Genomic DNA, 20,332 nt, shown 5'->3' with positions numbered 1-20,332 from the left:
AATACCCGAGGTATTGAATACTCTAGGTATCGTGACTGAATCTCGTCAACCGGACTGGACGCCGGTAACCCGCCCCGGACGTGACGTGGTGCGGCAAAGACTGCTCGACGCTGCGGCGGAGGAGTTTGCGGAGCGCGGATTCAGTGCTGCACGTCTCACTGAAGTTGCTCGCCGAGCGGGCTTCACCAAGGGGGCTGTCTACTCCAACTTCGAGTCGAAACAGGATCTGTTCGCCGAACTGTTCGCGCAACGGTCTCTCGAACTGGCCGGCCGTGTGCTTGCCGAGATCGCCGGGATGAACCCGGCCGACGCGGCAGGCAAAGGTGGCGAGGCCATTGCAACGTGGATGGTCGACGACCCGGGGTGGTCACTGCTCGTCCTCGAATTCGGAGTGCTCGCCGGACGTGATCCGCAGATCGCTCAGGCGTACTTACGTGAGCGTCGCCACTTGCGCAGTCAACTCGTGGAGTTGATCGGTGAACGTGCCCGCGAATGGGGAGTGGACGATTCCTTCGATGTGCGGACCACTGCAATCTCGTTGATGGCCTTGATATCCGGGCTCGTTCTCGAGCACTCGGTGGATCCGGAAGAAGTTGATCAGAGCGTCATGGGTGCCGCCGTGACGGCACTCTTCGCCGGCGCCGTCGCACGGGCAGGATTGCCCGCCGTCTGAGTTGCTCGGTTGACAGGCAACAGATTTGAGAACTACCCTCTGGGTGCAGTACCTCGTTAGGTGAGGCTTCTGCACGAACACAGGCCACTGATCTCACGACGTCGAGAGACGCCCAAGGTTAGGACAGATCTCCCCGGCTTAAGGGGTGATCCAAAGTGGCTTCCCGGTCTTGATCGGGACACGTCGTGCAGTGCCAAAACTCGGACGTGGAGGTGTTTTCGCAGCTTGATGCCGGTTTCTTCCGGCGAAGGCGAGAGTACGTCGATATTCGGTTCTCCTGGCGTGTGCTGTGCGCATGTACTTTGTGTGGCGTCAACGGACGCCCCGAACTTTCAGGAGGTGACCATCGTGGACGACCCGCCGAGTCGATATTCGACCCATCCTTCTGTTCTTACCGACGGTGCTCACCCCGGCATTTTGCTCGTCAGTCTCTGACCTTCGCACCCTCGGTTTCATCTGCGCGGCTTTGTCGCGTCCGCTGACGACTTCCGTTGTCGTTCAGCGCATTCTGCTGCCTCATGCACTGGCACTGTCCCGTGCACGCTGGCAGTCGAGGAGATTCGTCATGTCATTTTCCGTTCTCGCATTGCGGCCACGGCCCACGAGAAACAGTGCACAACAAACACCTTCAACGGTCCTGGCAAAAGAAAGCGCACAGGAATTGGTCGACTACTCGGCCTCGGACACGCGCACCGTTCTCGCAGATCTGACTACGACGGCCAACGGCCTTCGTGACGATCAGATCGACGATCTTCGTCGGCGATACGGGCGCAACGATGTCCGCCACGACCGCCCGGCACCGGCGATCGTGCAGTTCGCGCAAGCTTTCAAGAATCCGTTCATCTTGATCCTGGTGTTCCTCGCCCTGATCATGGTCGGGACCGACGTGGTGTGGGCAGACCCGGAAGACGGTCCCTCCTACGAGGGCATCATCACCCTCGGGCTGATGATCTTTGTCAGTGTGTCCCTGAGGTTCTGGCAGGAATACCGTTCGACTCGGGCTGCCGAGGCACTCAAGGCCATGGTCACGACAACTGTCGCGGCCACCCGCAAGATCAACAACACCGTGGTCACGGCTGAGATTCCGATCGAGCAGCTACTGCCAGGTGATGTAGTCCAGCTTGCCGCCGGCGACATGATCCCGGCCGATGTCCGCATCATCCGGGCCAAGGATCTACAGGTCAATCAGTCAATGCTCAGCGGTGAGTCGATGCCGGCCGAGAAGTCGGCGGAACCGTCGACGGGGATCGACGTCGATCGGCTGCTCGAGGCCGAGAACATCGGGTTCATGGGTACTTCCGTCGTGTCGGGCAGCGGCACCGCCGTCGCGGTGCACACCGGCAAGCGGACTTACTTCGGCGCCATGACAGCACAATTGGCGTCCAAGCGACCCGAAACCAGCTTCGACGTCGGGGTGCGCAGTGTCAGCTACCTGCTGATCAAGTTCATGCTGATCATGGTTCCCGCGGTTTTCATCATCAACGGACTGACCAAGGACTGGAGCCAAGCACTACTCTTCGGCGTCGCCACCGCGGTGGGGTTGACCCCCGAAATGTTGCCGCTCATCGTGACTGCGAACCTGGCCAAGGGTGCGCTCCACATGTCGCGCAAGAAGGTGATCGTCAAGCAGATCAACGCGATTCAGAACTTCGGCGCCATGGACGTTCTGTGCACGGACAAGACCGGAACTCTCACCGAGGACCGCATCGTTCTCGGTGAGCATCTCGATACCGCCGGACGTAAGTCCGAGGACGTATTGCGTCTCGCGGCAGTCAATTCCGTGAATCAGACCGGATTGCGCAGTCTTCTCGACGACGCGGTGATCGAGGCCGCCGGTCCCGAAGTGGCCGAGGAGATCTCGCGTCGGCACGGGTTGGTAGACGAGATTCCCTTCGACTTCAAGCGCCGTCGACTCTCCGTGGTGGTCGACCACGGCGACGCCGATCTGATCGTCACCAAAGGTGCAGTGGAAGAGCTCCTTTCGGTCTGTGAATCGGTGGAACTGGACGGGGTGACCCACCAATTGACGCCGGGATGGCTGGCCCGAGTCGACCGTCTGGTCGCGGAACTGAACGGTCAGGGCAAGCGAGTGCTTGCGGTGGCAACCAAGACAGTCGTCGAAGAGCAGCGCCGCGAGTACTCGACGGCCGACGAAGAGGGTATGACCCTGGTCGGACTGCTGGCCTTCCTCGACCCGCCGAAGGAATCTGCGGCCGGGGCGATCGAAGCCCTCGCGAGCCACGGAGTCGCGGTCAAGGTAGTGACGGGTGACAACGAACTGGTCGCCGAAACCGTCTGCGGCAAAGTCGGTATCGATGTCGGGACCGTGGTCTCCGGTGCCGAGATCGAAGCGTTGAACGACGACGCCCTCGACGAGTTGGTGCAGCGGACAACCGTCTTCGCGAAGACGGATCCGATGCAGAAGGCACGCATTGTCGAATCGCTGCGCCGGGTCGGCCACACGGTTGGTTTCCTTGGTGACGGTGTCAACGACGCACCCGCACTTCGGGCGGCGGACGTCGGCATCTCCGTCGACACAGCGGCGGACATCGCCCGCGAATCCGCGGACATCATCTTGCTGGAGAAGGACCTCGGCGTACTCGAACAAGGAGTCATCGAAGGGCGTCGTACCTTCGGAAACATCCAGAAGTACATCAAGATGACTGCGTCGTCGAACTTCGGGAACGTCTTCTCGGTGCTCGTCGCCAGTGCCTTGCTGCCGTTCATCCCCATGATTCCCGTAGTTCTGTTGTTGCAGAACCTGATCTACGATCTCTCGATGCTCACGATCCCGTGGGACCGCGTCGACGACGACTTCCTCGCGAAGCCCCGCAAGTGGGAGACCAAGAGCCTTCGCCGGTTCATGGTGTTCATCGGCCCGATCAGTTCGATCTTCGACATCTCGACCTTCGCGCTGATGTGGTTCGTGTTCGCTGCCAACTCTCCCGAGCATGCAGCGCTGTTCCAATCGGGTTGGTTCATCGAGTCATTGATCTCGCAGACGCTGATCGTTCACATGATCCGCACCCGCAAGATCCCATTCATCCAGTCGCGTGCTTCGCTTCCGGTACTGCTCAGCACGGGCGCCGCCTGCGTCTTCGCGCTGGTGTTTCCGTTCACGTCCTGGGGCCATTCCCTCGGGTTGGTTTCACTGCCGTGGAACTACTTCCCGTGGTTGGTCCTCACTCTCGCGGCTTACTGCGTCGTCACGCAGGTGGCCAAGGGAATGTTCATCCGTCGATTCGCGACCTGGCTCTAGGAGTTCACCGTGGAAATCCACGTCATCCTTGTGCGGATAGCGCTCGGACTCGTCCTCGGCGCTGCCGTCGGGATCGAAAGGCAATGGCGCGCAAGGATGGCGGGTTTGCGAACCAACGCGTTGGTGAGCTTGGGTGCGACGCTCTTCGTCATCATGGGCGCGTACGGGTTTCAGGGGCCGGACGCTGATCCGACGCGCGTCGCAGCGCAGATCGTCTCGGGGATCGGCTTCCTCGGTGCCGGGGTGATCATGAAGCAGGGAGCCTCGGTCACCGGCCTGAACACCGCCGCAACCTTGTGGGCCACGGCCGCCGTCGGCGCGCTGGCAGGCGGCGGAATGTACTGGGTGGCGGTGTTCGGTGCCGGTGCAATCATGTTGGCGAACACGTTGTTGAGGCCGTTGGGTCGGATGATGGATCACCAGCCTGCCCGCACCGGACGCGAGGAACCGCCGGCTGACTACACCTTCGAGGTGACCTGCCACGGTGACGCCGAAGCTCACATCAGAGGGCTTACCGTGCAGTCCATTTCGAGGCCGGAGTTCCAGCTCCGGTCAGTGCAGTCCTTCGACATCCCGGACAGCGACCGCGTACGAGTGGTCGCGGAATTGGCCGCAGCGGAGCGTGACGACGGACTCCTGGAATCCGCCGTCAGCCGGCTTAGCCTGGAACCGTTGGTGACTCACGTTCGCTGGGAGGTGGAGCCGTCGAAGTAGATTCGAGGTCTCGGTCAGCTAGCGTGCATGTTCCTGCGGCGCAAGAGAGTTCCCCGGTGCGATATTCGCGCAGTTCGACGGAGCAGGCTTGCCGGTGAATCGGTCGTCGATCCAGGTGAGCGCACCGGGGAGCCAGAGCATGGCGCCGAGGAAGTGGCTGATGGTGTCGTACTGGTCGTACTGAATCGGCAGGCCGGCGTCGCAATACTTGCGTGCGAGGGTACGGACGTCGCCCGTGATCATGACGCCGTCGCCCGCTCCGACGCCGGGGCCACCGGGTTGGGTGCCCTCGATGGTGCCGTTGGCCGCCTGAGCGATGAACATCGGAATCGTCGGTGTGGCTGCGGTGCCCATGTTGATCTTGTTCACGACATCGACGTACTCGGGAACCGTATTGGGATCGGCGTACTCGGGCTTGACCAGTTCCTGCCAGGTCAGACCGGGGTACTGTGCCAGCACGTTGCCGATGGACGCGTCTTCGAGTCGAGCCATGACGTCGCGTCCACGGTCACTGAGATACTTTCCGAAATCGATGTCGTACGAACGCGCAACGCCGACGATTGCCATGCCGACTACGCCGCCCCACCCGATGCTTCCGCTCGCGTAGCGAAGGTTGTTGGCCGGATTGACCAGCACGCCGCCCTGCGCGGCACCGATCAAGTTGTCGTTGATCTCCGGTGCGTACGCGGGAGCGAGGATCGAAGCCCAGTTGGTGGCGATCGCTCCGCCGGAGTACCCCATCAGCGCGATCTCTGCGTCGTCGGTGATTCCGGTTTCCGGGACATCTTTGGCCGCACGCAGAGCGTCGAGCGTCATCATCCCGTATTCGGGTCCGGCAGCGAAGTTTGCATCCGGGCCTTCGGTGTCCGGGACGACGATCGTGTAGCCGAGGGCGAAGAGCGGCCCGAACAAGGCTGCCTCGATGGACGTGAAGGTTCCGCCGACGTTGAAATTGCGCCCACTCGGCGTCCAATCTCCGATCGGGGTGTTGCCCGCGATGGCCCGCGACGGACTGTCGTCGGGGTTCAGTGAATCGTAAAAGGATTGGTACGAAACAACTTTATCCGGTTGAGCGTTGGCCGGGCGCAGGATCGAGGTGACGTTGGCCGACGGCTGACCGAGGGCGTCGGTTGATCGGTAGAGAACCTGCACTGCCTGTATCGGGGTCGGGATGTTGAGAAGGGTGTACGGCACGGTGCGAGTCTCGAGGACCGCGCCTGGAGCGTACGACGAGAGAGGCGCCGCGCCCTCGTAGCTGTAGAAACTGTCATCAGGGGACTGGGCAAGAGCCGGCTGCGCGAGTGCTGCCGGTGCACCGACGCCTGTCAGTGCAACCGCGAGTACTCCGACAACTGTGCGAGATAAGACCCTTGACGACATACTCGTCCTCCACATTGGTGTGCCACGCCCCACCCTGAGATCGCGGTGTGACGACCACCATATATTACTCGCGGGTAATGTGGGGATCGGTGAGATCGGGCGCAGGCTCGAGGTCTCGGCGTAGGAAGATTTCGGAGGACTCGCCTGGGAGTAACAGAACTCCCGCGTCGCTGTATCCCATTGCGCGATAGAAGTTCTGGGCTGATTCGTCGGCGAGTGTGGAGGTGAGGACCTGCGAGTGTCCCGCGCGGCTCATGCGTTTTTCCCAATCTGTGACCAAAGCGCGCCCGATGCCTTGGCCGCGGTTCGAAGACAGGACGGTCAGCATGTTCATGAACGGAATCTCGTCCCAGAACAAGCCCCAGCGCAGCCATCCGATTGGTTTCCCGCTGTCCTCGGCGACGAGTATCCGGCCGCGTTGGATCACTGACGCGAGTTCCTCGGCTGCGATGTGTGAGTCGTGCTCACGTAAGAACGGCAAGTCTGTCTGCGCTGCGACGCGAATGTTCACCACAGAAGTCAGTATCGCCGTTCACTCGGAGTTGATGGCGTTCGGCTTGGACAGGTAGACGACTCCGGGGATGTGGCTGGGGTCCGGCGGCAATTGGGAGTAGCCCGCTCGGGTGTACACGCGAATGTTCCGCACGCTCTTGCTTCCGGTGAACAGCTCGAAACTTGTGATGTGCTCCGGAGCGTTCTGTTCCACGTGCTGCAAGAGGCGTCGGCCGAGGCCGTTGCCCGCCAAGTCCGGTGCCACCATGAGGCGCCCTATCTGCCATGCGGTTCCGTCGGCTGTGCCGCGGACGGCCCCGACGAGCCGTCCGCCGCGTCGTGCGGCCCAGACCGTCGACTGCTGAACCCAGGCTCGGACCGTGGGTAGGTCCTCGTGGAGCGGGGGTATGTCCATGCTGTTGTTGGAGATTGCTTCCGAGACCCAGCAACAGCGTTGTAGAACAAGGATTTCCGCGGCGTCCTCGTCCGTTGCGCGCTCTATGACTATCTCGTTCATGGTTTCCCTTACGAATAGGTGTTTCGCACCCGCAGGGCAATTGTTCACCCGCAGGCTGAATTTGACGCGCGGCTGAACAATTGGCGCGCGGCTGTGAATGCAGAGAGTTTCAATTCAGGCATAACAAACAAAACGCCCGCAACCAATTGGTCGCGGGCGTTTCGAGAAAGAACGTCAGACAGTTGCCGGAGTGTTCTCGTCCAACTTCGGATCTGCGTTCGCGATTCGCTTGTTGCGAATGAGGCTGCTGATGAAAGCAGCGCCGATCAAGAAGACACCGACCAGGCCGGTGATGATCTCGTTGATGTGAACGCCGATGGACACCATCAAGATGACGGCCAGAGCGCCGATGGCCCAGTGCGCACCGTGTTCGAGGTAGACGTAATCGGAGAGCGTGCCCTTGCGGACCAGGAAGACCGTGATGGAACGGACGAACATCGCGCCGACGAAGCCGAGGCCGAGGGCGATGATGATCGGGTCTGCAGTGATGGCGAATGCGCCGATGACGCCGTCGAACGAGAAGGACGCGTCGAGGACCTCGAGGTAGAGGAACAGGAAGAAGCCGGCCTTACCGGTCGCCTTCGCGAGCTGCGTGGGGCCGCCGGACTTGGCGGTTTCTTCCTCTTCGCCTTCTTCCGGCAGATTGAACAGTTCACCAAGTCCGTTGACCGCGATGTAGGTGATCATGCCCAGAACGCCCGAGATCATGACGGTGGAGACCTTGTCGTCAGCGGCGAGGAACGAACCACTCAGTACCAGGACGATGCCGGCCACGACGACGGAGAGCTGATCGAGCTTGCCGATGCGAGCGAGGGGCTTCTCGAGCCAAGACAGCCAGGTGATCTCACGCTCTTCGAAGATGAAACCGAGGAAGAGCATCAGCAGGAACATGCCACCGAAGGCAGCGATCTGCGGGTGAGCGTCGGTGAGGATGGTTTCGTAGCTCGGCTCGCCGTTGGTGAAATATGCGGCGTCGTCCGCAGGCGGGTTCAGTGCGAGGTCGAGTGCGGCTACGGGTCCGAGACCGGATGCAGCCCAGACGATCACGAGCGGGAACACCAGACGCATACCGAAGACGGCGATGATGACGCCGATGGTGAGGAAGATCTTCTGCCAGAATTCACTCATTCTTTGCAGAACAGTGGCGTTGATGACGGCGTTGTCGAAGGAAAGCGAGATTTCCAGAATCGACAGGATGATGACGAGGAACAGTGCCTCGGGTCCGCCGTAGATGAACGCAACGATCATCGCGAGGATCGAAATTGCGATGGATAAACCGAATATTCGCAGTACCACGGAGCGTGGCCCTTTCTAGTTGGTCAATGCAGAGTGGTTACTGCAAGCGGTCTCTCACCGCATCCGAACGTGAAAACGGGGAGGGTTCCACAGACTACTGCGGAACCTTCCCCGAGTCAGCTCGTCGAGAGCGAAGATCAGACGTTGACGCCGTAATCGCGCGCGATGCCGGACAGGCCGGATGCGTAACCCTGGCCGATTGCGCGGAACTTCCACTCTGCACCGTTGCGGTACAGCTCACCGAAGACCATGGCGGTTTCGGTGGAAGCGTCCTCGGAGAGGTCGTAGCGAGCGAGCTCGTTGCCGTTCGCCTTGTCGACGACGCGGATGTACGCGTTGCGAACCTGGCCGAAGGACTGCGAGCGAGCCTCTGCGTCGTAGATCGAGACGGGGAAGACAACGCTTTCGATCTCGGCGGGAACCGCTGCGAGGTTCACGTCGATCTGCTCGTCGTCGCCTTCGCCTTCGCCGTCCGTGTTGTCACCCTTGTGCTCGATCGAGCCGTCGGGCGAGCGGAGGTTGTTGAAGAAGATGAAGTGCTGGTCGGAGAGGACCTTCTTGTTCGAGCCTGCGCCGATTGCGCTGGCGTCGAGGTCGAAAGCAGCTCCGGTGGTGGAACGCGCGTCCCAGCCCAGGCCGACGACCACTGCAGTCAGGTTCGGGGCCTCCTTCGTGAGAGAGACATTGCCGCCTTTGGTCAAGCTGACGCCCATTCAGGGGTCCTTTCAAGAGGAGAGACAAGGCCCACTACGACGCGAAGTCGTCTTGGGAGTGTGTTTACCTCCACCACCCTAACCGCAGTTCCGGTGTGTTCGCCGTAACAGCAGAATTACGAACCGAGAAGCGAAGTGCTGGACCCGTAGGATTCAATCGTGGTGGGAAGATGGTCGGAGCGCTTCAATCGGGGGGCAAGAGTGGGGGAGTCGGTCAGTCGTGCGCGGGAGGCGCAGACGGCCATGGTTTCGGCGTTCCTCGACATGGACAAGCGGCAGACCATCGCGTCGGCAGCAGTCGACGCTTCCGCCGAGCTGTATCCCGAGCGAGGGTTGCGCGCTGCGTGGGAACCCGTTCGGGATCGGTGCTTCCAGGCTGCGTCGGACTACCTCGACACCTCCGAGCGCTATGGCAACGATCAGGTACTCCACCAGAACCCGAACGGTGCTCGGGCGGCGTTCGAAAAGTCGGTAGCCGAACTCGTCGAGGCGGCGAAGGGCGTCGACGCCTTCTACAACGGGCATCGTGCGCACCTCGAGCAGGCGACGGTCACGATGTCCGCCATTCCCGTCCTCGGCCAACAGGCCCGAACCCTGGCAAACGCCGTCCGGGAAAAACTGGCTGCCACCGATCAGCGCTATCGCGAGTACCCGTCGGTGGTGACGGCCTCCGAACACCTCGACGACGCAGTTGCAGCGCTCGACAACGCGCGCTCATCCGGTCGCGCCGACGCAGTCCGCACGCGGGCCGAGAGTGTCCGCGAAGCGGTATCGACGCTCGAGGAAGCATTGGCAGAAGCCCCGTCGACCCAGCACCGTGCCGAGATGACGATCTCCTCGGTCTCGACCAGGTTGTCGGCAGTGCGCACTCGAGTGGACCGCCTCGACCCGGCGTATTCCGCACTGCTGCGCGAGTTCAACGCCGCGAGTTCCGCTGACCTCGTCGACAACAGCAGTCGCAGTCGAGCGCATATCGATCAGGCCGACATCGATCTCAAGGAAGCGAAGCAGTCGCTGGCTGCGGGAAACCCCGAACATGCACTCGCTTTGATGGCCGAAGCCCGCGTGCACCTCGCCGACGCCGAAGCGTGTGCCGACGCCGTGACGGACCGTCTCGCTACTCTGCGTGCAGTTCGGGCAGATCCGAGCCAAAAGGAACGTGAGGTTCGTTTCCGGCTGAAAGACGCCCAGATGTTCGCTGTTAACCAAGGGTTGGTGGCGGAGTGGGGCTCCGTACTCGATGCTCAACTAGCAAGGATCGAGCGAGCGAGTGCGTCACTGTCGGGAACTCATCCGGACTACTGGTCGTATGTATTACAGCTGGACTCGGTATCGACGTTCATCACCGAAGTTGTCGAGAAGATGCGGGCGCGAGCCGGCAAAAACTGAATGGTCGGGCCGATCGGGGGATCGGAGTTGCTCGACGCGTTGTCACAGGGGGTCGTTTCATGGACTTGATTGCGGTTACAGAGAGAAGAGAAATGCAGCACTTTCAACATCTCGAGGATGACGTGCGGGAGCAACTGTTCCTGCATGCGCCTCGATCGTTCGCGGATTCCGACGAGAGGGATCTGCTCGCGATTGCTCTGGGTGCAACTCTCTACGTTCCTGCCACCCGAGCCGGGTTGGCCGACATCGTGGTCAAGCGTGCGTCCGAGGGCGTCAGCTCGATGGTGCTCGATCTCGAGGACGCCGTCGCTGATCACGAGGTCGAATCGGCGCGGGCAAACGCGGTTGACGCTCTCGACAAGATCGCGTCCACCGACGCCGTCGGCATGCTGCTGTTCGTGCGGGTTCGTGAAGTCGCGGACATCCACAAGGTCGCCGCGTCGTTGACCGAGGGGCGCGCCGCGCTCACCGGGTTCGTCATCCCGAAGTTCGGCAGCGAGTCCGGCCCCGTGTTTCTCGACGCCGTCGCGGACGCATCCGAGTTGCTGGGTAAGCATCTCTACGCGATGCCGGTACTCGAATCACCCGCGCTGGTTCACCGCGATACACGTGATCTCGAATTGCGCACCATCAGTGGGATTCTCGCGCAACACCGCGAGCGCATCCTTGCCGTCCGCATCGGCGCCACCGACATGTGCAGCACCTTCGGTATCCGCCGCGACCGCGATCTGACCATCTACGACGTGCGCGTGGTGGTCGACGTCATCGCCGACATCGTCAACTACCTCGGGCGTGCCGACGGTTCGGGTTTTGTCATCACCGGGCCGGTGTGGGAGTACTTCGCCGATCACGAACGCATGTTCCGGCCGATGCTGCGCGCCACCCCGTTCGAGGAACATGACGCCGTCCGGTTCCGTCAGCATCTCGTCAGCCGCGACCTCGACGGCCTGCTCCGTGAGATCGCGCTGGACCGAGCCAATGGAATCCAGGGCAAGACGGTCATCCACCCGTCGCACGTCGCGGCGGTCAATGCTCTCTCCGCGGTCACGCACGAGGAGTACCACGATGCCCTCGACATTCTCGGTGCCGATGCCGGGGGAGTGCAGGCCTCCGGCTACCGGAACAAGATGAACGAGATGAAGCCGCACCGCAATTGGGCCCATCAGACTGCGCTCCGCGCTCACGTGTTCGGTGTGACCAACAAGGGGATCACGTTTGTCGAGTTGCTGACGGCGTTGGTCGATCGATGACAGAGGTTGTCCAGTCCCGGGACGTTCCCTGGGCTACAGCAGAATTCGGCTTGGACCTCGTTCACGGTGATTCGTCACTCGGGCATTCGGTGCCCGATCTGGTGATCCCGGGACTTCGGCGGAATCCGCGTCGCGCTCATCTGCTGGTGTCCACCGTGCTGGGAAAGCACGTGCCCACCGAGCCGTCCGTGGTCATCGGCGCTGCCGACGACCTCGGCGATCTGGTGCGGACAACCCTCGGTGAGGGTGTCGACGTCGTCGTGCTCGGGTTTGCCGAAACCGCAACAGGTTTGGGCCACTGCGTCGCAGCTCGCCTGCACGCTCACTGCTACCTGCACTCCACGCGCCGAGACGTACCAGGTGCCGCGACGCTCGCCGGATTCGAGGAGGGGCACTCGCACGCCACGAGCCATCTGATGCAGCCGACGTCCGCCGAACTGTTCGAGAACGACCTGCCACTGGTCCTCGTCGACGACGAGATCTCCACCGGCGCCACCGCGATCGATGCCATCCGGGCACTGCACGGGCAATGCCCGCGCAGCCGCTATGTCGTGGCCTCGCTGGTGGACATGAGAACCGAGGAACACCGAGCCGCCAGCGAAGCCGCGGCCACGGAACTGGGTGTACGAATCGACTACGTCTCTCTCGCTTCGGGTTCGACGGTCCTGCCCGACGGCCTGACCGAGCGCGTCACGGCGCTGGATGCTCCGGATCTCAACCCGATCGGTGATCGCCGCGGCACGCTGTCTCGGATGGATCTGCCGTGGCCCGCGCAAGTCCCCGACGGAGGCCGGCACGGTTTTCTCGATGGCGACACCGCGGCATTCGAGTCAGCCGTCGAGGCAGCGGTGTCCATTCTCGGATCGTCGATCGACGCGTCGCGTGCTGTGATCGTGATCGGTCACGAGGAGTTGATGTACCTGCCACTGCGCATCGCCGCGGGCTTGGAAAGCTCTGGGCGAGCGGTTCGGTACCAGACCACGACGCGTTCACCCGCCTACGTCGTCGACGTGCCGGGATACCCGCTGCGTCGCGGGTTCACCTTTCCGGCACCGGAACTGGGCGAGAACGAACCCCGATACGTCTACAACGCGCAGTGGCCTGACGCGGCGGTCGACGCCCTTGCCTTGCTCGTCGTGGACGAGCCCGCCGATACCGATCGGTTGACGGCGATGGACGGGGTGATCGAGGTGTTACGGAACTCCGGCACCGACGTCCTGGTCGCCACCGTTCGCGGGGCCGATCCGTCGGCGCTGCGAGAATCCAGAGCAGGAGGCTCGTCATGAACGAACCATTGGTCGGGCCCGAATTCGGTTCGTACGCGCCGGGCGAAGTGAAGTGGCTGCTCAAGGATCTTTCGCACGTGGATCTCGAAGCGGATGTATCCGTGCGCGAGAAGCGTATTCAATCGGGTGAGGCGCACTATGCCGAGTCTCTTCCCATCGAGTACCAACCCGATCAGGCATACCGGGATCTGTTCGAGACGGTGCTCGCCGAGAGTGCTCCACGGTTGGCGCGCGCTGTCGGGACCGTGATGGACTTGGTCTTGGCCGAGCGGGGGAGTGACATCACGCTGGTCTCACTCGCCCGGGCCGGAACACCGATCGGGATTCTGATGCGGCGCTGGGCCCAGCAGACCCGCGGGCTCACGTTGCCGCACTATGCAGTGTCTATCGTCCGCGGCAAGGGTATCGATTCCGTCGCACTCGATTATCTTGCGCACCATCACGACTCGGAGAACGTCGTCTTCGTCGACGGCTGGACAGGTAAGGGCGCCATCGCCCGCGAACTCGACGCAGCGTTGACGGAGTACCACGAGGCGGGTGGAGCCAAGTTCGACTCCGATCTGGCTGTTCTCGCCGACCCCGGCCACTGCGTGCGAACGTACGGAACCCGCGACGACTTCCTGATCGCGTCGGCGTGCCTCAATTCGACGGTGTCCGGCTTGGTCTCACGAACAGTCCTCAACGACACCCTTATCGGGCCCGGCGATTTCCACGGCGCCAAGTTCTACGCCGACCTCGCCGACGTCGACGTCTCCAATCGGTTGCTCGACGTGGTCTCGGCCGAGTTCGACTCCGTTCGCGGCGACGCAGCGGATTCTCTTGCTGCAGTGCTCGATTCCGATCGGACGCCGACCTGGGCCGGCTGGGAGTCGGTGGAGAAGGTGCAGGCCGAGTACGGGATCTCGACGGTCAACTTCGTCAAACCCGGTGTCGGAGAAACAACCAGGGTGTTGCTGCGCCGGCTCCCCTGGAAGGTTCTGGTGCGTGAACTCGACGCCCCGGAGCATGCACACATTCGGTTGTTGGCGCAGGCCCGCGGGGTTCCGGTCGAGGTGGTACCCGACCTCGCCTACTCGTGTGTCGGGCTGATCAAGGACATCACGTGAGCCGTGCGGACACCGCTGCGTCCCAGGTCCTGATCGCTACGGATCTGGACCGCACGATGATCTATTCGCAGGCCGCGATCGGCGGCGATCCCAGTGGCTCCGACCTGGATTCGGCGCCGAGCCCGTTGTGCGTCGAGTACTACAACGGCGGTCCGCTCTCGCACATGAGCGTCGAATCGATCGAACTGCTGACCGCGCTGACCTCGCGGGTTCCGGTGATTCCGACAACCACCAGGACCATTGCGCAGTTCCAGCGGATCGATCTTCCCGGCGGACCGTGGAAGTACGCCATTACGAGCAACGGCGGAAACATCCTGGTGGACGGCGAAGCCGATCGCGAGTGGCGAAACGAGATCGACCGTTCGACCAGCAAGTCCGGCGCCGAGTTGCCGCAGGTTCAGGCGGAACTGGAATCGCGGATCGACTCGAGCTGGGTCAGTTCCATTCGTGTTGCCGACGACCTGTTTCCGTACCTGGTCGTCGATCTGGCCGTGATGCCGAGTGAATTCGAAACCGAATGGAATCACTGGTGCGTGACGCGGGGCTGGAACGTTTCGCGTCAAGGCCGGAAGATCTACACGATGCCCGACGCCGTGTCGAAGTCACGAGCGCTGGCAGAGGTGCGCCGCAGACTGGTCGAGTCGGGTGATCTGGATCAATCCGCAGTCGTGATCTCGGCAGGTGACGGCGCATTGGATGCGGACATGCTCGAATACTCCGATTTCGCGATCCGGCCGAGGCACGGTGAGCTGGAAGAACTGAATTGGCAACGGCCGACCGTTACTGTGACAGAAAGGTCCGGTATCGCAGCGAGCGCGGAGATATTGCGGTGGTTCTCTTCCGCGCTCGGGTAATACACGCTCTCTATGAAGGGGATTTAGTTGTCTGTATCGCTTGCCAAAGGGCAGAACGGCCCGCTGGACGTCTCGGATGTAGTTGTGTCGGTTCAGCTGGCTGCAGCCGCTGACCTGTCTGCACTCCTCGTGACGAGCAACGGAAAAGTTCGTTCCGACGCCGACTTCGTCTTCTTCAACCAGCCGACCGGACCCGGCGTGCAATTGGTGCCCAACCCGGGTGGCATTGCCTCACTCCGAGTCTCGCTCGCCGGCGTCCCTGCCGATATCGAGCAGGTTCGCGCCGTCATCACGCTCGACGACGCTTCGTCGAACTTCGGGCGCAGCGCTGCTCCCACCGCTCGGGTCTCCGACGCGGCCGGGAACGTGTTGTACGAGTACGTGATCGACGGTCTCACCACCGAGTCCATCGTCATCGCGCTCGAGGTGTACCGACGCCAGGGTGCGTGGAAGGTGCGCGCCGTCGGCCAGGGGTACGCGGGTGGATTTGCCGCGCTGGTCACCGATCACGGTGTGTCCGTCGACGATGCGCCCGCGCCGCCGCCGCCCACTCCGGTCGCGGCTCCGGCTCCGATCACCCCGCCCTCGTCCGTCGCTCCTACTCCGCCGGCGTACAACCAGCCGCCGCAGCAGCAGCCTTCGTACAACGCGCCGCCGGTTCCGCCGGCCCCGCCCGCGTACAACCAGCCGCCTGCCTACAACCAGGGACCGACGCCGCCGGCCTACCCGCCGGCGCAGCAGCCTGCGTACAACCAGCAGCCGACGTACAACCAGGCACCCCCGGCGCCTCCCATGCAGAACCAGCCGCCGGCGCAGCAGCCCGAGGTGAGCCTGGTCAAGGGACGCCCCGTCAGCCTGACCAAGGGCCAGAAGGTCACGCTCCGCAAGGAGGGCGGCGTCGCGCTCACCATGATCCAGATGGGTCTGGGTTGGGATCCGATCAAGAAGAGCGGTCTGTTCGGAAGCCGTACCGCCGACGTCGACCTAGACGCTTCGGCACTCCTGTACGCCGACGGCAACCTCGTCGACGTCTGTTACTACGGTCAGCTGACGTCCAAGGACGGCTCGGTCCGTCACATGGGTGACAACCTGACGGGCGACGGAGATGGTGACGACGAGGTCATGCTCGTCGATCTGCAGCGGGTCCCGGCTCACGTGACCACCGTGATCTTCACCGTGACCTCGTACCGCGGACACACGTTCGAGCAGGTCTCCAACGCTTTCTGCCGTCTCGTGGACAGCACCACCAACTCTGAGCTCGCTCGATACACGCTCCAGGGCGGCATGGCTTTCACCGGAATGGTGATGGCAAAGGTGTACCGCGCGAACGGCGAATGGAAGCTGCAGGCCATCGGTGAAGGTATCCAGGCCAAGCACGCAGGAGAAGCTGCGCCGCAGCTGGGACGTTTCCTCACTGCTTGAGTCGAGACTGCATAGTCGAGATGAATCCGGTTCGGCGGTAGGTGGTTTCGATCGCCGTCCGCCGAACCGGACATCGTTGTCCCCTCCGTGCGTTAACCTCATGCGGCATGTCGAGCCGTCAGTCGAGCGGCCGTGCGCGAGAGGACTTGGCACAGTAGATGATCACTCGAGGGAAACTTCTCGGTCGGGCGGCGGCCATCGCAGGCGTTGTGCTGGCGCTCGTGAGCACCGGAATCGCGCAGGCTTCGGTACCCCAGTCGGCACCGCCGGCAGGTTTTTCCGAGACCGGGATCAAGTACGTCGCCCTCGGTGACTCCCGCGCCTCCGGTCCAAGGCTGGAACCGATGTACCCCGACGCCTGCTCGCGTTCGTACGAGAACTTCGCGGGCAAAATCTCGCGGGCGCTCGACGTGGCCGAGTTCGCTGATGTCTCTTGCAGCGCGGCACGCGCCGAGAACATCATCGACACCCCACAGCTGATTCCGAACTACTGGCCCGTCCAGCTCGATGCCGTTCACCCGGACACCGACCTGATTACCATCTCGATCGGCGGCAACGACTCCAACAGCATCTTCCTCGGCCCCCTGTGCGTCGCTCCGGGACCAGGAACCGATCGTGGATGCCGGTACGACCCGCTCGCGAATTCCGTCGCCCAGTCCGGAATCGACCGGGCTGCCGGAGAATTGGATCGCATCCTGACCGCGGTCACGCAGCGCGCGCCTAACGCTCGCATCTACCTGATCGGAGAGGGCGGCATGATCTCCTCTCGCGGATGCTGGCCGAACATCCCGTTCTCAGACGCCGACGCAGCCTGGTTCATGGACTACTTCGCTCGCTACAACACGAAGTTCGACGAGGTCGCCCACGCCCACGGTGTGCGCACTGTCGACATTGCGGCGGCGAGCATCGCCGGCGGGCACGACGCGTGTGCGAGTGCAGATCAGCGTTGGTTCGAAGGCCTGTTCTCGGAGTCGACGGCGCAGCGCTTGCACTTCACGGACGCCGGGATGACCGCGGTGGCCGATCTAGTGGTGGCGGACCTGCAAGGCTGACCGAGAGAGCCCGGTCATGGCATAGTTCGCTGCTGTGGGTATGACTTTTGTTCCCGGACAGAACGCGCCGCTGCAGGCGCCCGTGGTGACGTTTCGAGCCGAGAGCCAGACGCCGTTCGACGTGTCGGCGCTGGTAGCGGACGCGAACCTGCGGGCATTGACGTCCGCGGACTTCGTGTTCTACAACCAACCATCCACCGCTGGAGTGCAACTCGACCAGAGCGGCATCCGGGTGGAACTCGATCGACTTCACCCCGATGCCGCAGCAGTGTTGTGCATCGTCAGCGTGGATCCGGCAGCGACGGCCGCGGGAGCCTTTCGCACGGCCGGGCTCTCCGCCACCCTGAGCGATCAATCCGGTTCGGTCCTGGCCGAATTCGCGATCCCCACCGCAGGCACCGAGACAGCGGTCATCTGCTGGGAGCTGTACCGAAAGTCCGGTGCCTGGAAGATTCGGGCCGTAGGGCAGGGCTATGCGGGTGGTCTGGCGGAACTGATCTCGGTGCACGGCGTCGAGGTCGACGACGAGCCGGCGCAACCAGCCCCGACAGCCGCGCCTGCGTGGGACTCCGCGGTGGAGCCGTTGGAGGTGGGCCGCGGCCTCGAGCGTGCGTGGATGATCTTCGAGGACGCCTCCCGATCTGCCGCTTCCTTCGTCTCCAGCAGTGAGTACGCGCTTGCCCGTTTGGACGAGGATCTGACCGCAGCCGTCGCAGATCCGTCGTTGCGGAACTCGGCAGCGGGAGTGGCGGCGCGCGATGCCGCACAGAAGCGTCACGACGACCTCGTCTCACTCGCGCGGGACAATCACGCCCGCGACAGCGCTCAGCTTGCGCACGAACTCGGTGTGATCGACGGCGTGCTCCCACGGTCGATGGCGTCGTGGAAGTCGGTGTCGTGGGCGGGTACAACCGATCCGGCCCAGATCACGGCCGTCAGCGACGGAATGCGTCTGGGCGAGCTTTCGGCTCCGGACCGCGGCACGCTCACCGTTCCCTACTGCGTCCCGCTCCCACTGCGTCGGCCCATCTGGGTGGACAGTACGTCGAGCAAAGCAGCGCTCGGTCTGATCAGTGCCGTCACCGTGCGCGTCATGGCCGCCGGCCCGATGCCGCTACTCGACGTCGTCGATCTGACCGGCTCGCTGACGCCACTGACCGACCGACTGGCACCGATGCTCGCGGGGCCGGTCATCACCGCTCACACCGAGATCTCGGCGCGCTTGCGGGCACTGGCCGAGGCCGTCGACATGGGCGAACTCGCGCGAATGAGTGGTGTCGCAGATGGCCCGAGTTCCCTGCGCCTGTTGATCCTCAGCGATTTCCCGCACGGATACTCCGCCGAAGACGCACAGACCATCATGTTCCTCGCCGAACGCGGGCCGGCAATCGGTTTGTCCATACTGATTGTCGGAGAGGACGAGTCGAACTTCGCGGAAGAATCCGTCGCCGCACTGTCCGAGGGGTGCCAACATCTTTCGGCAGCAGGGCAGACGGAGGTTCACGATCCGTGGACCCGCACGCAATGGCACTTCACCCCGGACGTGCTCGACCCGATCTCCGGGTCGCGAATTCTGGCAGTGTTCGACCGCACCTAGTGGCCGATGGCGGATTGCCGAGCGCACAGGCAGAGTGGTGGTACGACCACGCGCGGTGTGTGGCGGCAATACTCGAGGAGACTCATGGCATTCTGGGATCAGTTGAAGGCTAAGGCTCAGGAGATGAACGGCCAGCTCAAGACAAAGACCAGCCAGTTCCAGAACAAGGAATTCAAGAACGCGAGCATGGCAATGTGCGCGTTGATCGCCGCCGCAGACGGTTCGATCGATCCGTCGGAGCGTCAGAAGACCGCCGCGCTGATCATGAGCAACGAGTCGCTCGCGGTCTTCCCGCCGGACGAGCTTCGTGAGCAGTTCGACTGGTACTGCAGCAAGCTGTCCTCGGACTACGAGTTCGGCAAGGTCGAGGCAACCGCGACCATTGCCAAGCTCAAGTCGAAGCAGGATCAGGCCCGCGCGGTCATCCAGATCGGCATCATCATCGGCGGCGCGGACGGCAACTTCGACGAGCACGAGCGCGGCGTCGTACGCGACATGTGTTTTGCAGTCGGAATCTCTCCGGCCGAGTTCGATCTCTGATCGATTCAGAGCATGAAAGCGGGTGCGGCGCGAAAGCGCCGCACCCGCTTTTCTTTTCAGTACTCGGGATAACCGTCCTCGGGTCCCAGCATGCGCTCGATCCTCGTCCGCGTGATCTTGGCGAGCTCGTCGACGCAGACCTTGCGCTCGACGGACCGCTCGTTGGACATGCGCTGGCCGATGTTCTCGAGCAGGTCGTCGGCGTCGTGGCCGTGCGAACACCACAGATACCGGAAGCCGAAGTTCCGCTCGTACTCCTCGCCGGCGCGATAGATGGTTGCCATGACGGCGTCGTCCGGAACCCAGATCGAGCATTGCTCGAGGTGGGACGGCACGCTGTTCTTGCGGACGCCGACCGGTGGATGGCATTGCAGGGCGCGTTCGACGTCGACGTCCGAGAGGTTGAGAATCGCGTCCTCGGCGCGCGAGAGGATCTCCGCGTGATCGGCGAACGGACGTCCGTCGCTGACCCACCCGGCCCAGGTCAGCGAGCAGCAGCACTCGAACAGTGCGTGAACTGCCTTCTGTCGCGGTAGTTCGTTGAAGCGCTCCAACCCGATCGATTGATGTAGCAGCATGTGACCTCCCGGCCCGTTGTGCCTTCAGGCGCGCTCGACATGCCGCGCGGTAACCAGATGCGCGACCATTTCGATAATCCGCCGCTTCACCTGGGAAAGGAAGGTTTGCTCACCGAGTTTTCAGGTTCTTAACGCGGCGTAACGAGCTGACCCACACAACGCAGGAGCCCCACCGGCGACAACCGGCGAGGCTCCAGACCGGGACCCCTTGGAA

Annotated in this window: 18 protein-coding genes and 1 riboswitch; of the genes, 12 read left to right on the top strand and 6 right to left on the bottom strand. The window is 62.8% G+C overall.

The genetic code is table 11. The features are described from left to right. Positions 1-88 precede the first annotated feature (88 nt). From RE4_RS26070 to RE4_RS26060, 3 genes are all read left to right on the top strand, one after another. The gene (locus tag RE4_RS26070; protein ID WP_029254386.1) at positions 89-673 is read left to right on the top strand and encodes a TetR/AcrR family transcriptional regulator; all 585 of its coding nucleotides are present in this window, start codon (positions 89-91) and stop codon (positions 671-673) included. Positions 674-718: 45 nt separating this feature from the next. Beyond that, a riboswitch (M-box (ykoK) riboswitch) is annotated at positions 719-892 on the top strand. 346 nt (positions 893-1,238) lie between these two features. Beyond that, the gene (gene mgtA / locus RE4_RS26065) at positions 1,239-3,932 is read left to right on the top strand and encodes a magnesium-translocating P-type ATPase (RefSeq protein ID WP_060939657.1); all 2,694 of its coding nucleotides are present in this window, start codon (positions 1,239-1,241) and stop codon (positions 3,930-3,932) included. A 9-nt stretch (positions 3,933-3,941) separates the two neighbouring features. Further along, a complete protein-coding gene (locus RE4_RS26060; RefSeq protein WP_003941187.1) occupies positions 3,942-4,646 on the top strand; it encodes an MgtC/SapB family protein in 705 nt (234 codons plus the stop codon). Positions 4,647-4,664: 18 nt separating this feature from the next. Here RE4_RS26060 and RE4_RS26055 read toward each other — a convergent pair whose 3' ends face one another. The 5 genes from RE4_RS26055 to RE4_RS26035 all read right to left on the bottom strand — a co-directional run bounded on the left by RE4_RS26055 (position 4,665) and on the right by RE4_RS26035 (position 9,044). Further along, the gene (locus RE4_RS26055; RefSeq protein WP_030534835.1) at positions 4,665-6,026 is read right to left on the bottom strand and encodes a lipase family protein; all 1,362 of its coding nucleotides are present in this window, start codon (positions 6,024-6,026) and stop codon (positions 4,665-4,667) included. Positions 6,027-6,090: 64 nt separating this feature from the next. Beyond that, positions 6,091-6,540, bottom strand: a complete 450-nt coding sequence (locus RE4_RS26050; protein ID WP_037125435.1) for a GNAT family N-acetyltransferase — start codon at positions 6,538-6,540, stop codon at positions 6,091-6,093. Between the two features lie 18 nt (positions 6,541-6,558). Continuing rightward, complete coding sequence (locus RE4_RS26045; protein ID WP_060939634.1) at positions 6,559-7,035, bottom strand: GNAT family N-acetyltransferase; 477 nt, start codon at positions 7,033-7,035, stop codon at positions 6,559-6,561. A 174-nt stretch (positions 7,036-7,209) separates the two neighbouring features. Then, positions 7,210-8,331: a DUF475 domain-containing protein gene (locus RE4_RS26040; RefSeq protein ID WP_060939633.1), complete on the bottom strand. Its 1,122-nt coding sequence runs from the start codon at positions 8,329-8,331 to the stop codon at positions 7,210-7,212. Between the two features lie 137 nt (positions 8,332-8,468). After that, a complete protein-coding gene (locus RE4_RS26035; protein WP_020906049.1) occupies positions 8,469-9,044 on the bottom strand; it encodes a TerD family protein in 576 nt (191 codons plus the stop codon). A gap of 243 nt (positions 9,045-9,287) precedes the next feature. On the opposite strand from RE4_RS26035, the gene RE4_RS26030 reads away from it, so the two are divergent. The 9 genes from RE4_RS26030 (at position 9,288) to RE4_RS25990 (ending at position 19,540) form a co-directional block, all read left to right on the top strand. After that, positions 9,288-10,433: a hypothetical protein gene (locus tag RE4_RS26030; RefSeq protein WP_030534832.1), complete on the top strand. Its 1,146-nt coding sequence runs from the start codon at positions 9,288-9,290 to the stop codon at positions 10,431-10,433. A 92-nt stretch (positions 10,434-10,525) separates the two neighbouring features. Further along, complete coding sequence (locus RE4_RS26025) at positions 10,526-11,683, top strand: HpcH/HpaI aldolase/citrate lyase family protein (RefSeq protein ID WP_021342746.1); 1,158 nt, start codon at positions 10,526-10,528, stop codon at positions 11,681-11,683. Then, a complete protein-coding gene (locus RE4_RS26020) occupies positions 11,680-12,969 on the top strand; it encodes a phosphoribosyltransferase family protein (RefSeq protein ID WP_019746736.1) in 1,290 nt (429 codons plus the stop codon). Before RE4_RS26025 ends, RE4_RS26020 begins: the two co-directional genes overlap by 4 nt. After that, on the top strand, positions 12,966-14,075 hold the full coding sequence (locus RE4_RS26015; RefSeq protein ID WP_021342748.1) for a cysteine protease StiP family protein: 1,110 nt from the start codon (positions 12,966-12,968) through the stop codon (positions 14,073-14,075). Before RE4_RS26020 ends, RE4_RS26015 begins: the two co-directional genes overlap by 4 nt. 56 nt (positions 14,076-14,131) lie before the next feature. After that, positions 14,132-14,929 (top strand): hypothetical protein, encoded by a 798-nt coding sequence (locus tag RE4_RS26010; RefSeq protein WP_060939656.1) that lies wholly within the window; start codon positions 14,132-14,134, stop codon positions 14,927-14,929. A 27-nt stretch (positions 14,930-14,956) separates the two neighbouring features. Next, a complete protein-coding gene (locus tag RE4_RS26005) occupies positions 14,957-16,351 on the top strand; it encodes a TerD family protein (RefSeq protein WP_060939632.1) in 1,395 nt (464 codons plus the stop codon). Between the two features lie 158 nt (positions 16,352-16,509). Next, positions 16,510-17,403 carry an SGNH/GDSL hydrolase family protein gene (locus tag RE4_RS26000; RefSeq protein WP_060939631.1) on the top strand — a complete coding sequence of 298 codons (894 nt, stop codon included), beginning with the start codon at positions 16,510-16,512 and terminating at the stop codon, positions 17,401-17,403. A gap of 40 nt (positions 17,404-17,443) precedes the next feature. Then, entirely contained in the window at positions 17,444-19,000 is a 1,557-nt protein-coding gene (locus tag RE4_RS25995) for a TerD family protein (protein ID WP_060939630.1), read from the top strand. 84 nt (positions 19,001-19,084) lie between these two features. Beyond that, positions 19,085-19,540 (top strand): tellurite resistance TerB family protein, encoded by a 456-nt coding sequence (locus RE4_RS25990; protein WP_003941110.1) that lies wholly within the window; start codon positions 19,085-19,087, stop codon positions 19,538-19,540. Between the two features lie 56 nt (positions 19,541-19,596). Here RE4_RS25990 and RE4_RS25985 read toward each other — a convergent pair whose 3' ends face one another. Further along, entirely contained in the window at positions 19,597-20,118 is a 522-nt protein-coding gene (locus RE4_RS25985; RefSeq protein WP_046377875.1) for a 2-oxo-4-hydroxy-4-carboxy-5-ureidoimidazoline decarboxylase, read from the bottom strand. Between the last annotated feature and the right edge of the window lie 214 nt (positions 20,119-20,332).

Source organism: Rhodococcus erythropolis NBRC 15567, from assembly GCF_001552595.1.
Classification (GTDB): Bacteria; Actinomycetota; Actinomycetes; order Mycobacteriales; family Mycobacteriaceae; genus Rhodococcus_F; species Rhodococcus_F erythropolis.
Note: the sequence above shows the minus strand (reverse complement) of the source record. Positions and strands in the feature narration are given on the sequence as shown.